The sequence below is a fragment of the Pseudoxanthomonas sp. 68-E7 genome (genome assembly GCF_057773145.1).
Genome location: NZ_JBYMTI010000003.1, coordinates 558,432 through 572,759 on the forward strand (window position 1 = coordinate 558,432; position 14,328 = coordinate 572,759).

Here is a 14,328-nt window from a genome sequence, read left to right on the forward strand (position 1 = left end):
GTCTCCCGGCAGGGTCAGAGGCTGTGCAGGACGATGCGGTCGGCGCCGGCTTCGGCGCGGACCGGGAAGCCCTGTTCCAGCAGCCTGACGAAGGCGTCCACGTTCGACCAGCGGAAGTTGCCGCCGACCCGCAGCGCGCCCACGTTGGGATCGCCCATGACGATCTTGCGCGCGTTGTAGCGGTTGAATTCGGACGCGGCTTCGGCCAGCGAGGTGTCGCGGAAGGTCACGAAACCGCTGCGCCAGTCGACCAGCCGTTCGGCGTCGGCGACCGAGCCGGTGCGCACCACCACGCCATTGCGGCTGGCGATGGCCAGGCTGCCGGCCGGCAGCAGGGTGGTCGGTTGCAGATGGCCCTGGGCGTCGGGAGACGCCTCCAGCCGGACGGTGCCCTCGGTAACCACCACCCGCAGATCGGGACCATCCCGGCGCACCGCGAAGCGGGTGCCCACCGCCACCACCTGGCGCGGCCCGGCGCTGACCACGAACGGCCGGTGCGGATCCTTGGCCGCCTCGAAGAACGCCTCGCCGCGCTGCAGATCGATGTGGCGTTCGCGGCGCGACAGGCTGACCGCGATGCGGCTGTCGCTGCTGAGCGTGGCGCCGGAACCGTCGCTCAACGGCACCCGGTTCAGGTCGCCCAGCGCGGTGGCATAGGAGGCCTGCTCGACCACGCCATAGAAATAGTGGTGCGCCCACAGTCCCGCGCCCGCCACGACCAGCACGCCGGCGAACAGCGCGGTGGCCACGCGCGGCCAGCGGCTGCGGTGTTCCCGTTCGCGCGGCGCGAACACCAGCCGCGCCACGTCCGGCGGTCCGCCGGACGGAGCGGGCGCTGGCGTGGAGGCGATGCGCTGGGACGCGGGCCGATCCAGCGGCGAGGCGGTCCATTGCCCGCGCGGCGGCGCGGCGCCCGGCGCCTGGCCGGCGCCCAGCGCGGCCAGGCGTCCGCTTTCGTTCCAGGCCGCGTCCAGGCGCAGGAACGCCACCCGGTGGGCGGTGGATTCGGCCAGCCACGCGTCCAGTGCGGCCTGGTCGGTGCCGGCCCACGCGCTGCTTTCGCGTCGCGCTAGCCAGGCCGCCGCGGCCTGTTCAATCTGTCTGCTGCTGGCCATGTCCCGGTTCCTTTCCTGCGTCCTGCAAGGCCTGCCGCGCGCGGGTGCGCGTGCCGCCGCCGCCGTAGAAATGTTCGGCGATCAGGCGGATTCCCTTGGCGACATGCTTTTCCACGGTCTTTTCGCTGATGCCCAGGCGCGAGGCCACTTCCTTCTGTGGCAGTTCCTCGACCCGGCGCAGCCAGATGACCTCCCGGCACCGGTCCGGCAGGCGGTCGAAGGCGTCGGCCAGGCGCTTGAGCACCTGCCGGCCGCCGCACCACCGTTCGGGCGATACCTCGTCTATCAAGACGTTTATCGACTCGAAATCACCCACTGTCTCGATCGAGACCACCCGGCTGCGGCGCAGGCGGTCGGTCATCAGGTGGCGCGCGGTGGCGAACAGGAACGATTTCGGCGCGGTCGGGACCGACTTGCCGGCGGCCTCGTAGACGCGCACGTAGACTTCCTGGCGCAGGTCGTGGATCTCTTCCCGATGCGGCCAGCAGCGGCGCAGGAAATGCACCAGCGCCTCCTCGTGGACGAGGATCTCGCGGGCGAACCAGGCGTCGGTGGATTCGGTCATTCCACGACATTACCCCAATCCGCGCGGGCCAACGACGACCATCGATGCTGCAAAGCAGCGACGAACGGGGGAGGGGAAGCGCGCATCCGTTCGTCTTCAATGCTGGTGCCACCTGGAGCAAAGAGATGCCGTCACCGCTGTCCCGCCGCCTGTTCCTGCAACGCTGCGCGCTGCTGATCCTGACGCTCGCCGGCGCCACCGGGGCGGTTGCCGCCGACGAGGCTTCCGCGCCGGACGCCTCGCGCCGCGACGGCTATCGCTACTTCGAGATCGGTGATCCGAAGGCGCCGCGCCCCGGCGCGACCGAGGCCGGGCTGATGCTGGTCGGCGGCGGCGACTGGCCGTACGACGCCTTCCGCTGGATGATCGGGAAGGCCGGGCATGGCCGCATCGTGATTCTGCGCGCCTCCGGCACCGTCGAGGCGCAGGACGAATTCTTCAAGGACATTGGCGGCATCACCGCCGCGCAGACGCTGGTGTTCGATGACCGTCGCGCCGCCAGCGACCCGGAGGTGCTGCGCATCGTGCGCGAGGCCGACGGCATCTTCCTGGCCGGCGGCGACCAGTCCAATTACGTGCGTTTCTGGAAGGGCACACCGCTGAACGAAGCGCTGGACGCGCACGTGCGCGCCGGCAAGCCAATCGGCGGGACCAGCGCGGGCCTGGCGATCCTCGGCGCGTTCGCCTATGGCGCGATGGATGGCGGCAGCATCGTCTCGCCCACCGCGATGACGAATCCGTCGGGTCCGGAAGTCACCCTGGTCGGCGATTTCCTGCACATGCCCTATCTGCAGAACGTGATCACCGACAGCCACTTCGGCGAGCGGGACCGGCTGGGTCGCCTGATCGCCTTCGTCGCCCGGCTGTCGGCCGAACAGCAGCGCGTGGACCTGGTCGGCATCGGCATCGACGAATACACCGCGCTGTGCATCGACGCGAAGGGCATGGCGCGGGTCCACAGTGGCGATGGCGGCCATGTCTGGCTGGTGCGTCCGCAGCGCCAGGCCGACGTGTTCGCCGTCGGCAAGCCGCTGACCTTCCGCGACATGCCGGTCATCGGCCTGGATACCGGCAGCTTGCTGCAATTGCCCGATTTCCGCGTCGAGCACCCGGCGTTCGAGCGCCGCGTCGACGTGGTGAACGGCGTCCTGGGCGACGCCGCGCGCACCGCGTCGCTAGAATGAAATCCCCGAACCACCGCCAATCCCGAGAGTTGCTGCCATGACGAACCTGTTGCGTGCGTGTTGCCTTGCGTTGTTGGGAATGGCGGGCACCGCCATCGCCGCGGATGCCGACCGTCCGGTCCTGGTCATCCACGGCGGCGCCGGCGTGGAGCGTGGCGATCTCGCGCCCGCGGAAATCGCCGCCGCGCGCAAATCGATGGAAGAAGCATTGCGTGCCGGCCACGCCGAGCTCGCCGCCGGCAAGCCCGCATTGGACGCGGTGGCCGCCGCGATCTCGGTGATGGAGGACGCGCCGAGCTTCAACGCCGGGCGCGGCGCGGTGTTCACCCATGACGGCAAGAACGAACTCGACGCCTCGATCATGGACGGCGCCACCGGCAAGGCCGGCGCGGTGGCCGGCGTGCATCGGGTCAAGAATCCGATCCAGCTGGCCCGGCTGGTGATGGACAAGTCCAGGCACGTGATGATGGTCGGCGACGGTGCCGAGGCGTTCGCGACCGAGCAGGGTGTGACCCTGGTGGACCCGTCGTACTTCCGCACCGAGAAGCGTTGGCAGCAGTTGCAGAAGGCGCTGAAGGAAGAAGCCTCCGGCCAGGCCCATGCCGATCTGGAGACCGCCAAGCACTTCGGCACCGTGGGCGCGCTGGCGCTGGACGCGCAGGGCCACCTGGCCGCGGGCACGTCCACCGGCGGCATGACCAACAAGCGCTACGGCCGGGTCGGTGACTCGCCGATCATCGGCGCCGGCACCTACGCCGACGCGCGCTGCGCGGTGTCGGGCACCGGTTGGGGCGAGTACTACATCCGCGCGGTCGCCGCGCACGACATCTGCGCGCGCGTGCGCTACGGCGGGCAGGACATCGCCAGCGCCGCCAAGGCGGTGATCAACGACGAGATTCCCAAGGCCGGCGGCGATGGCGGCGCGATCGCGCTGGCCGCCGACGGCAGCATCGCGTTCCCGTTCAACACCGAAGGCATGTATCGCGGCTGGATCGGCGCCGACGGCGTGCCGCACGTGGCGATCTTCGCCGACGATCCGCTGCCGATGCCGAAGCAGTAACGCGGTCCCCCGGACCTGCGACATCCTGCCTGTAGGAGCGACGCGAGTCGCGAGCTTTTCGCGTCACGCGCTCACGGGGTTGATTCGCGACTTATGTCGCTCCCACAGGGGCCCGCGGGGAAGGCAGGTATTCCGGAGATCGGGCACTGGCAAGCGCGACGCTAGCCGCGATCTGGCCCTTTTGGTCCTTCCGGTACCGCGGTCGCGACTCACGTCGCTCCTACAGGGCCCAGGGGTAGAGGACTATCCCTGCGACCACACCGCCAGCTCGTAGCCGTCGCGATCCAGGAAATGGAAGCGGCGGCCGCCGGGGAAGGCGAAGATGGGCTGGCTGATGCGTCCGCCCGCCGCTTCCACCGCGGCTTGGCTGGCTTCGAGATCATCGGACTGGATCACGATCAGCGCGCCGCCCGGGCGCGGCTCGCCATGGGTGAAACCGCCGGTCAGCCGGCCATCGCGGAATTCGCAGTAGTCCGGACCGTAGTCCTGGAAGGTCCAGCCGAACGCTTTGCCGTAAAAGGCCTTGGACGTGGTGATCGAGGCGACGTTGAACTCGACGTAGTCGATGCGGTGATGCTGGGATTCGCTCATGGTCCGGCTCGTGGAGAAGGTGGACGCGCAGTATCGCGCGGTGACCGGAAGGCGTCTTGGAAAAAACGGCCAATCAGCCGTGCCGCCCAGCCAGCAGCGCGCCTGGCGCCAGGCCCGTGAGCAGGCGGGTTTCGCGGACCAGGTGCGAGGCATCGCCATAGCCGGCGTCGAGCGCGCGCCGCAGCAGTGCCTGTTCGGCGGGCGCACGCAGGAAGCGTTGCAGGCGCAGGATCCGCGCCAGCGTCTTGGGACCGTAGCCGAACGCATCCTGGCAGCGCCGCCGCAGGGTGCGTTCACTGATATCGAACTCGCGCGCAAGCAGGGACGATGGCATGGCTTCGGGGTGATCCAGACGCCCGAACAGGGCGCGCATGGCGGGATCCGCAACCGGCGGACCCTGGCGGGCGATGGCATGCTGCAGGGATCGCAGGCGTTCGGCTGGAGCGGCGGCGTCCAGGGCCAGCGCATCCGTCAAGCGCCGTGTCCGCGAACCCCAGAGATCGTGCAGCGCGACCCGCTGACCGGTGATGTTCCGCAACGGCATGCCGAGGAACGCCTGCGCGGCGCCCGGCGCGAACCGGACCGCGACCAGCAGCGCGCCGGGCGCGATGGACGCCGGCTGCGCGACCGGATCCGGTCCAGCGATGAACACCTCGTCGTCGGTCCAGATCAGATCGACGCAGCCATCGGGGATGACCAGCACGTCCGGCGCCGGCCGCGACGGTGCCTGGTAGGTCCAGGCACAGGTCAATCCCGCGCGCAGCGGCGCGGCCGGTGCGACTTCGCGGTAGGCCGGTGCGGAAGAAGGTGGGGTGTGGGTGGTATCGCGGGGCATGTTGACGACAGGTTACGCGTTCCTGTCGTCAGCCTTCATCCCCGGCATTGGCGCGCCGCAGTTCCAGCCAGTGATTCAGCGCGAACACGAAGTAGGGATCCAGCACGCCCGCGGGTCCCTTCGGACCGGACCAGGCCATCGCCTCGCCCGCGAGCGCGTCGCCGCGCTGCCGCAGGTCTACACGCAACGCATGGCGGCGCCGTTGCGCATCGACCGTCGGCACCTGGCTGAGCGTGTAGCCGCGCAGACGGCCGTCCTCGACTTCCACCTTGTCCAGCAGACTCCACAACTGATCGCCCAGCCGGAACAGCGCCCGGCCATCGTCGAGCACCCGCAGCCGCGCGGGCACCGGGCCTTCGTAGGTGTGCAGGATGCCGGACCAGTCGCCGCGCCATTCGATCGGTGCGGTACCGGGCGGCGTCGACTGCGCGGCGACAGGCGCCGCAGCGGCGGTCGAGCCGGCCTCCGCACGCCACCCTGGCAGCATCTGCTGGAAGATCCGTTCGCGCACCTGCGCCACCGGCGCGCCGGATACGTTGCCCAGCACCGCCACCACCAGGCCTTCGGACGGCACCATCGTCAGCGATGCGGACACGCCGGACATCGAACCGCCGTGCTCGTACCAGCGATAGCCGCCGTCATCGATGACCTCCAGGCCGATACCGTAGGCGGCGTGCGGGTCGGTGCGGAATGCCCCTTCGACCATCGCCGCGCGATGGCGGGCGTCGAGGATCTCCCGCTGGCCCGGCTGGAGATGGCCGAGAAAGAACGAACCGAAACGCGCGAGATCCCGCGCGCTGGCGTACATCGCCGCCGCACCGGGTTCGGCGAAGCCATAGAACGGAATCGGTTCGCGCTTGCCGCCGTAGCGCGCCGCCGCATGCCGTTCCAGCCCGGCTGCGAGGTCGATGGCCGAATGCCGCATGCCGAGCGGCGCGAACACCCGCGTGCGCAGATAGTCGCCGTAGGGCTGGCCGGAGATCCGCTCCACGACATGACCGAGCAGGCCGTAGCCGAAATTGTTGTACTCGTGCGTCTCGCCGGCGCGGCGGTACAGATGCCCGTAACGCTGGATGGACTGCGCCATCGGCGGAATCAGCGCGTGCTCGGATTCGCCATAGAAGAACTGCTCGGCGGTGCCAAGCCCGGACGTGTGGTTGGCGACATGGCGGAGGGTCGCCGCGTCGGCATCGTCCACCCACGAATGCAGCCTGGCCTCGCCCAGATGATCGTTGATCGGATCATCCAGGGCGATGCGGCCTTCCTGCACCAGCGTCATCAGCGCGACCGCGGTGAAGGTCTTGGTCACCGAGGCCAGTGAATACATCGTGTCGGCATCGGCGGCGATGCCGCGTTCGCGATCGGCCATGCCGAAGCCTTCGGCCCACAGCAGGCGGCCGTCCTTGGCCACCGCCACCGACATCGCAGGCACATCGCGTTCCTGCATGCGCGCGCGGAGGTACTCGCGCATCGGCGCGAAATCCAGCTCCGGCTCGGCGGCGTGGACGGACAGCGGGGGAAGGCACAGCAGCAGTGCCACGCAAGCGCGGCGGACACGTGAAGAACGGGGCAACGACATCGACATCGAAAAGACTCCGGAAGCAATCCAGTGAACCGGCGCACGTTCGTCGTGCGCGGTGTTCCGAAGTTGTCGGCGGATACTGTCCGGAGCGCGTAGGGTAGGCGAACGCGCGCAACGCTTCAAACGCGATGCCGGATCAGCGTTCGGAGTGCCCGCTGTCGTCGTAGTCGCGGCGGGTGAACAGATCCGGATGGATCAGCTCGATGAAGGCACGCGCCTGCGGCGACAGGAATTTGCCCTTGCGCACGATCACCCCGTAGCTGCGCGAGGGAAACCAGTCGCCGAGCGAACGTGTCGCCAGCCGGCCGCGATCGCTGTCGGTGAGGCAGATCGAGCTGACGATCGACACGCCCATGCCCATCGCCACGTACTGCTTGATCACCTCCCAGCCGCCGACCTCCAGCGCCACGGTGTAAGGCACGCGATGCTGCTGGAACACCAGATCCACCAGCCGGTAGGTGATCTGGCGCTTGGGCGGCAGGATCAGGCCGTAGGGCGAGATGTCGGCCAGCTCCAGTCGCGGCTTCTTCGCCAGCGGATGCTCCGGCGGCGTGATCAGCAGGGGCTCGAAGCGATAGATCGGCGCGTAGCTGAGGTCGGCGGGCACGTCCATCATCGACCCGACCGCCAGATCCACCGCGTCGGCGCGCAGCAGGTCGGTGCCGTCGGCGGTGATCGCGTTGTGCAGGGTCAGGCGCACGTCCGGATGCTGCTCGCGGAACAGCTCCACGATGCGCGGCAGCAGGTACAGGATGGTAGAACTGTTGGCGGCGATGTTGAGTTCGCCGGCGTCCAGCCCGGCGACCTTGTCATGGAAGGTCGCCTCCAGCCCGTCGATGCCCTCGACCAGCGGTTGCGCCAGCTCGAACAGCAGTTGGCCCTCCCGGCTGGGGCTCAGGCGCCGGCCGCTGCGCTCGAACAGGACCACCCCCAGTTCGCGCTCCAGCGCCTGCAACTGCAGGGTGATGGCCGGCTGGCTGACGAACAGGGCCTCGGCGGCGCGGGATACCGAGCCCAACCGGACCGTCTGGCAGAACGCCCGCAGGGGCTTGAGCCGGTCCGACTTGTAGGCAAATCGCAGCGTGGGCGGGCGTTTTTCCGGCACGTTGAGTGAAATATAAGCTGTGCTTATTAAGTGCATTGACAAAACTGTTTTGTCAAATAGTTTGCTGCGGCGCACGGTGGGCCTCCAAGCAGCAGGAGTCCCGAAATGTCCGCCGCCGTTGCCCTGAGCCAACCCGAACCCGCGTCCCGTCCCACCCCGGGCATCAGCCTGACCACCCGCCACCATCAGCAGGCGGCCCTGTTGCCGCCCGCCGCGCTGGCGCTGCTGGTCTCGCTCCACCGTGCGATCGAGCCCGGTCGCCAGGCCCGGCTGGCGGCCCGCCGGGAGCGGCAGGCGTTCTTCGACGCCGGCGGCCTGCCCGACTTCCGCGAGGACACCCGGGCCATCCGCGAGGGCGACTGGCGGGTGGCGCCGCTGCCGGCCGCGCTGCAGGACCGCCGGGTCGAGATCACCGGTCCGGTGGATCCCAAGATGGTCATCAACGCGCTGAATTCCGGCGCGAAGGTGTACATGGCCGATTTCGAGGACTCGACCTCGCCGACCTGGAACAACCTGCTGATCGGCCAGCAGGCGCTGATCGGCGCGGTGCGCGGTGACCTGACCCACGCCGCCTCCAACGGCAAGCAGTACGCACTGAAGCCGCAGGGGGAGCAGGCGGTGCTGCTGGTGCGACCGCGTGGCTGGCACCTGGACGAAAAGCACGTGCTGGTCGATGGCCAGCCGATCGCCGGCGGCCTGTTCGACTTGGCGGTGTTCGCCTTCCACAACGCCCGCGCGCTGGCCGCCCGCGACCGCGGTCCGTACTTCTACCTGCCCAAGCTGCAGAGCATGGAGGAGGCCGCGCTGTGGGAGACCGCGCTGTCGCACATCGAGGCCGCGCTGGGACTGCCGCAGGGCCAGATGAAAGTCACCGTGCTGATCGAAACGCTGCCGGCGGTGTTCGAGATGGACGAGATCCTGCACGCGCTGCGGGACCGCGTCGTCGGGCTCAATTGCGGCCGCTGGGATTACATCTTTTCCTACATCAAGACCTTCCGCCGCCATCGCGACCGCGTATTGCCCGAGCGCGGCCAGGTGACGATGACCCAGCCGTTCCTGAAGGCGTATTCGGAACTGCTGATCCGGACCTGCCACCGCCGCGGCGCGCACGCCATGGGCGGGATGGCCGCGCAGATTCCGATCGGCAACGACGAGGCCGCCAACGAGCAGGCGCTGGCGCGGGTGCGCGCGGACAAGCTGCGCGAGGTCACCGCCGGACATGACGGCACCTGGGTGGCGCATCCGGCGCTGATCCCGATCGCCCGCGCGATCTTCGACGAGCACATGCCCGGCGCGAACCAGCACGGCGTCCTGCGCGAGGACGTGCAGGTTTCGCGCGACGATCTGATCCGCCCCAGCACCGGCACCATCACCCGCGCCGGCTTCGAGGGCAACGTCGAGGTCTGCGTGCGCTATCTGGCCGCGTGGCTGGACGGCAATGGCTGCGTGCCGATCCATTGGCTGATGGAGGACGCCGCGACCGCCGAAATCGCGCGTACCCAGATCTGGCAGTGGCTGCACACGCCCGGCCAGCATCTGGCCGACGGCACCGCCATCGACTTCGCCCTGCTCGACGCCACCCTGCGCAACCTGCCCGCGCGCCTGGGCGACCGCGCATCACTGCCCGGCGGCGACAAGGTCGACGAGGTCATCGGCCTGCTCGACGCGCTGAGCCGCAGCGATGAACTGGCCGAATTCCTGACCCTGCCCGCCTACACCCGCATCGACTGATTCCCTGCCCCCTCCCGGAGAACACCCATGAACAAGCTGCCCACCGCCCAGGAAATCCAGAAGGACTGGGACACCAATCCGCGCTGGCAAGGCATCACCCGCAACTACAGCGCCGAGGACGTGGTGCGCCTGCGCGGCACCGTTCCGGTCGAGCATTCGATCGCGAAGATCGGCGCCGGGAAACTATGGCACTACCTGCAGACCGAGGACTTCATCAACGCGCTGGGCGCGCTGACCGGCAACCAGGCGATGCAGCAGGTCAAGGCCGGCCTGAAGGCGATCTACCTGTCCGGCTGGCAGGTCGCGGCCGACGCAAACCTGGCCGGCCAGATGTATCCGGATCAATCGCTGTACCCGGCCGACTCGGTGCCGGCGGTGGTCAAGCGCATCAACAACACCCTGCTGCGCGCCGACCAGCTGCATCACGCCGAGGGCGACGACAGCACCGACTTCCTGCAACCGATCGTGGCCGACGCCGAAGCCGGCTTCGGCGGCGTGCTCAACGCGTTCGAGCTGATGAAGGCGATGATTGAGGCCGGCGCGGCCGGCGTGCATTTCGAGGACCAACTGGCCAGCGTGAAGAAGTGCGGCCACATGGGCGGCAAGGTGCTGGTGCCGACCCGCGAGGCGGTGGAGAAGTTGAACGCCGCGCGCCTAGCCGCCGACGTGATGGGCGTGCCGACCCTGCTGGTCGCGCGCACCGACGCCGAGGCCGCGGATCTGCTGACCAGCGATATCGACGCCAACGACCAGCCGTTCACCACCGGCGAGCGCACCGTCGAGGGCTTCTTCAAGACCCGCAACGGCCTGGACCAGGCGATCAGCCGCGGCCTGGCCTACGCGCCCTACGCGGACCTGGTGTGGTGCGAGACCGGCAAGCCGGACCTGGAATTCGCGCGCCGGTTCGCCGAGGCGATCCACGCGAAGTTCCCCGGCAAGCTGCTGGCCTACAACTGCTCGCCGTCGTTCAACTGGAAGAAGAACCTGGACGACGCCACCATCGCGAAGTTCCAGAAGGAAATCGCCAGCTACGGCTACAGGTTCCAGTTCATCACCCTGGCCGGCTTCCACAGCCTGAACTACTCGATGTTCAACCTGGCCCACGGCTACGCGCGCCGGCAGATGAGCGCATTCGTGGAACTGCAGGAAGCCGAGTTCGCCGCCGCCGACAAGGGCTTCACCGCGGTCAAGCACCAACGCGAAGTCGGCACCGGCTACTTCGACGCGGTCACCCAGGCCATCCAGCAGGGCCAGTCCTCGACCACCGCGCTGAAGGGTTCGACCGAGGAGGAGCAGTTTGCCGAAAAGGCGGCCTGATCGCGGCGGATGCGGGAATAGGAAAGCCGGGTCCCTTCGGACCCGGCTTTCTCTTTTTTTGCCATCGGGAACTGCGGCCGCGTTATGGCCACATTCCGTGCGATGTTTACTTCTTCACCGCCTGCTGGTGCGACTTCAGCGCATCGCTCAGGCCCGGAACGCCATCGGCGCCGGCGGGCACGCTGATGCTGGAGCCGGTGAAGTCCTGGCCGATGGGTTCGGCACGCCCGCCCAGGCATTGGGCGAGGAAGCCCTCGGTGACCGCATTGAACGCCTTGTTGTTCTCCGGCCGATGGAAGCCATGGCCTTCATCGGGGAACAGGACATAGGTGACCGGGATCTTCTTCGCCTGCATCGCCTGGACGATCTGATCGCTCTCGGCCTGCTTCACCCGCGGGTCATTGGCGCCCTGGCCGATCAGCAGCGGCTTCTTGATCTGGTCGGCGCGGGTCAGCGGTGAGCGCTCGGTCAGCCACTTGCGGCCTTCCTCGGTGCGCGGATCGCCCATGCGCTTGGCAAGCTGCTCGAAGAAGCTGGCCCAGTACGGCGGCACCGTGCTCAGCAGGGTGTTGAGGTTGGATGGGCCGACGATGTCGACGCCGCAGGCGAACGCGTCCGGGGTGAAGGTGAGACCGGCGAGGGTGGCGTAGCCACCGTAGCTGCCACCCATGATCGCCACCTTGTCGTTGGTGGTCACGCCCTGCTTGACCGCCCATTGCACGGCATCGATCAGATCGTCGTGCATTTTGGCGGCCCACTCGCCGTTGCCGGCGTTGGTGAATTCCTTGCCGAAACCGGTGGAGCCGCGGAAATTCACCGACAGCACCGCGTAGCCGCGATTGGCCAGCCATTGGTGATAGCCGGTGTAGCCGTAGGAGTCGCGCGCCCAGGGGCCGCCATGCACCAGCAGCACCATCGGCACCGCCGCGTCGGCCTTGCCGTCGTGGTTGGCATCGGCGCCGCGCGGCAGGGTCAGGTAGCTGACCAGGGCCTTGCCGTCGCGCGAGGGGATTTCCTGCGGCCACTGCGCCACCAGCGGCTTGCCTTCGAGCTTGGGCCGCACCGAGAACAGCTTGGTCAGCTTGCCGGCATCGCGATCGTATCGGTAGTAGACGGCAGGCGTTTCAGGCGCCGAATAGGCGACGATCCAGGTCTTGTCGTCATGGGTGCGCGCGGCCACGCCGGCATCACCGGGGCCGATGCCGCGCAGGCGTTCCAGATCCTTGGCGATGGCCGGATCCACCACCTTCCATTCCTCGCGCAGGTAGTCCGAGGCCACTGCCTGCACCTGGCCGGTGACCGGATGGCTCATCGTGTCGCCGACGTCCGCGCGCGCGTCCTCGAACACCAGCGTGCGCTTGCCGCTGGCCACGTCGATGGCGTACAGCGCGGCCGTGTTGCGGTTGCGCGAGTCGGTGAAGTACAGGGTCTTGCCGTCGCTGGTGAGACCGCCGGGGCCGGTGGTCAGCGAATCCTCGAACGGCACGTCGTCGAATTTCTTCCAGCCGCCCTGGCCGTCGGCGGCCAGCACGTCCTGGCCACCGTCGGGTCGCGCGCGGGTCGCGAAGCGCAGGGTGTAGTCGGCATCGGCGATGTAGCCGGCGATCTGGGCATCGTTCTTCTGCACCAGGGTGCGCTGGCCGCTGGCCAGGTCGACCTTGTACAGGTCATGCCACTGCGGGTCGCGATCGTTCATGCCGACCAGGATCGTGTCCGGATGGCGGTCGCTGACGCCCGACACCTGCGCGCGGGTCTTGGGGAACGGCGACAGATCCCTGGACTCGCCCGATTTCAGATCCACCGCATACAGGTGGAAATCCTCGTCGCCGCCGGTGTCGCGCAGGTAGAGCAGGGTGTCGGCGCGGTAGGACCAGAAGTACTGGCGGATGCCACGCGCCTTGTCGGCGGTGATGGCGCGCGCCTGCGCGGGATTGTCGGCCGGCGCGACCCAGACATTGGCCACGCCATCGACCGGCGCGACCCAGCTCAGGTAGCGGCCGTCCGGGCTGATCTGCACGTTGCTGCGTTCGGGATTGCCGAACAGGATCTCGCGCGGGATCAGCTCGACGCCTTCGGCGGGTGTCGCGGCCGATGCGGCCTGCTGGGCGAATGCGGGAGAACTGGCGAGGGCGGCGGTCAATGCCGCGGCGATCAGGGTGGTACGAAGCATGGCGTTCCTCCTGGAAGGGCCGGTCAACGTGCGGGTGCGGCGGATGCCGCCGGACCGCAGTAGACCACACGCGCCCATGCCGCGGCGCAGTGTCTAAAGTCCTGTGGACAGGGAGGACGCGTCGAAGGAATCCGGCGATCGCGCCGGCATCCTAGGGCAGCGGGCCGATTTCGGTCACCTTGGCCGACGCCACCCGCGCCGGTTCGGCCACCACGTCGATGGCGACCACCCGGCCTTCGCGCACGGCAAACCGGAACAGGGCGCGCGGCACGCCGCCCGGCGCCCAGATTGCAGCCGGCAAGCCGTCGACCAATGCCGTCTGCGCGGCCTGCGCGCGGCCCAGGAACGCGCTGGCCACGGCATCGACGCCGTGGCGTTCCCTGGCGAGTATCGGCGCGCCGTCGCCCTGCTTGTCGCGGCTGCCCTCGACCGCGTCGACATCGGCATGCATCACCACGTCGGGGGCGAGCAGCGACAGCAGGCCGTGCAGGTTGCCGGTGCGCGAGGCGAGCAGGAAGGCCTCGACCACCTGCCGCGCGCGTTCACGGTCGGCCATGGCCTGCTCGCCCGCGCCCTGGACCCGGCGACGGGCGCGGCTGGCCAGCTGCCGGGTGGCTTCCGGGCTGCGATCCAGCATGCGGGCGATTTCGTCGAACGGCACCGCGAACATGTCGTGCAGGACGAAGGCCACGCGCTCGGCCGGCGCCAGCGTGTCCAGCACCACCAGCAGGGCCGGACCGACCGAATCGGCCAGCAGCGCCTCGTGCTCGGGACCGGCCTGGGCGTCGGCGGCGGGCAGCGCGGTTTCCGGCACGCCCTCCATCGATTCCTCGGCGCGCACCTTGCGCGCGCGCAGCAGATCCAGCGCCAGCCGCGTGACCACCGTGGTCAGCCAGCCGGCCAGGTTGCCGACCTCGTTCGCGTCGGTGCGGTTGAGGCGCAACCAGGCTTCCTGCACCACGTCCTCGGCCTCGGCATGGGAGCCCAGCATGCGGAACGCCACGGCTTCCAGCCGGGCGCGGTTGGATTGGAACTGCTCGGCGAGTCGATGCGAATCATTCATCGGGAAGATC

12 protein-coding genes are annotated in these 14,328 nt (G+C 68.8%); 4 read left to right on the top strand and 8 right to left on the bottom strand.

Features of this window, described 5'->3' with window-relative positions:
• Window positions 1–14: 14 nt before the first annotated feature.
• A complete protein-coding gene (locus tag AC3DE2_RS10605) occupies window positions 15–1,115 on the bottom strand; it encodes a FecR domain-containing protein (protein ID WP_295375219.1) in 1,101 nt (366 codons plus the stop codon).
• Window positions 1,093–1,680 carry an RNA polymerase sigma factor gene (locus AC3DE2_RS10610; protein WP_295375217.1) on the bottom strand — a complete coding sequence of 196 codons (588 nt, stop codon included), beginning with the start codon at window positions 1,678–1,680 and terminating at the stop codon, window positions 1,093–1,095. Before AC3DE2_RS10610 ends, AC3DE2_RS10605 begins: the two co-directional genes overlap by 23 nt.
• 125 nt (window positions 1,681–1,805) lie before the next feature.
• Here AC3DE2_RS10610 and AC3DE2_RS10615 point away from each other — a divergent pair, with 125 nt between their 5' ends.
• Window positions 1,806–2,864, top strand: coding sequence for a cyanophycinase (locus AC3DE2_RS10615; protein ID WP_488426119.1), 1,059 nt, complete (start codon window positions 1,806–1,808; stop codon window positions 2,862–2,864).
• Between the two features lie 37 nt (window positions 2,865–2,901).
• The gene (locus AC3DE2_RS10620) at window positions 2,902–3,924 is read left to right on the top strand and encodes an isoaspartyl peptidase/L-asparaginase family protein (RefSeq protein WP_295375212.1); all 1,023 of its coding nucleotides are present in this window, start codon (window positions 2,902–2,904) and stop codon (window positions 3,922–3,924) included.
• Between the two features lie 243 nt (window positions 3,925–4,167).
• Here AC3DE2_RS10620 and AC3DE2_RS10625 read toward each other — a convergent pair whose 3' ends face one another.
• From AC3DE2_RS10625 to AC3DE2_RS10640, 4 genes are all read right to left on the bottom strand, one after another.
• Window positions 4,168–4,515: a VOC family protein gene (locus AC3DE2_RS10625; protein WP_295375210.1), complete on the bottom strand. Its 348-nt coding sequence runs from the start codon at window positions 4,513–4,515 to the stop codon at window positions 4,168–4,170.
• Between the two features lie 73 nt (window positions 4,516–4,588).
• The gene (locus tag AC3DE2_RS10630) at window positions 4,589–5,350 is read right to left on the bottom strand and encodes a DUF6597 domain-containing transcriptional factor (RefSeq protein WP_488426120.1); all 762 of its coding nucleotides are present in this window, start codon (window positions 5,348–5,350) and stop codon (window positions 4,589–4,591) included.
• 28 nt (window positions 5,351–5,378) lie between these two features.
• Complete coding sequence (locus tag AC3DE2_RS10635) at window positions 5,379–6,935, bottom strand: serine hydrolase domain-containing protein (RefSeq protein ID WP_488426121.1); 1,557 nt, start codon at window positions 6,933–6,935, stop codon at window positions 5,379–5,381.
• A gap of 133 nt (window positions 6,936–7,068) precedes the next feature.
• Window positions 7,069–8,037, bottom strand: a complete 969-nt coding sequence (locus AC3DE2_RS10640; protein WP_295375201.1) for a LysR family transcriptional regulator — start codon at window positions 8,035–8,037, stop codon at window positions 7,069–7,071.
• A gap of 105 nt (window positions 8,038–8,142) precedes the next feature.
• Between AC3DE2_RS10640 and aceB the strand changes: the two genes are divergently transcribed.
• Window positions 8,143–9,768, top strand: a complete 1,626-nt coding sequence (gene aceB / locus AC3DE2_RS10645) for a malate synthase A (RefSeq protein ID WP_488426122.1) — start codon at window positions 8,143–8,145, stop codon at window positions 9,766–9,768.
• A 27-nt stretch (window positions 9,769–9,795) separates the two neighbouring features.
• Window positions 9,796–11,085: an isocitrate lyase gene (gene aceA, locus AC3DE2_RS10650; protein WP_488426123.1), complete on the top strand. Its 1,290-nt coding sequence runs from the start codon at window positions 9,796–9,798 to the stop codon at window positions 11,083–11,085.
• A 106-nt stretch (window positions 11,086–11,191) separates the two neighbouring features.
• On the opposite strand, the gene AC3DE2_RS10655 is transcribed toward aceA, so the two are convergent.
• Both AC3DE2_RS10655 and AC3DE2_RS10660 read right to left on the bottom strand, forming a co-directional pair.
• Window positions 11,192–13,255: a S9 family peptidase gene (locus AC3DE2_RS10655; protein WP_488426124.1), complete on the bottom strand. Its 2,064-nt coding sequence runs from the start codon at window positions 13,253–13,255 to the stop codon at window positions 11,192–11,194.
• Between the two features lie 151 nt (window positions 13,256–13,406).
• Window positions 13,407–14,318, bottom strand: coding sequence for a sigma-70 family RNA polymerase sigma factor (locus AC3DE2_RS10660; RefSeq protein WP_488426126.1), 912 nt, complete (start codon window positions 14,316–14,318; stop codon window positions 13,407–13,409).
• Window positions 14,319–14,328: the final 10 nt, after the last annotated feature.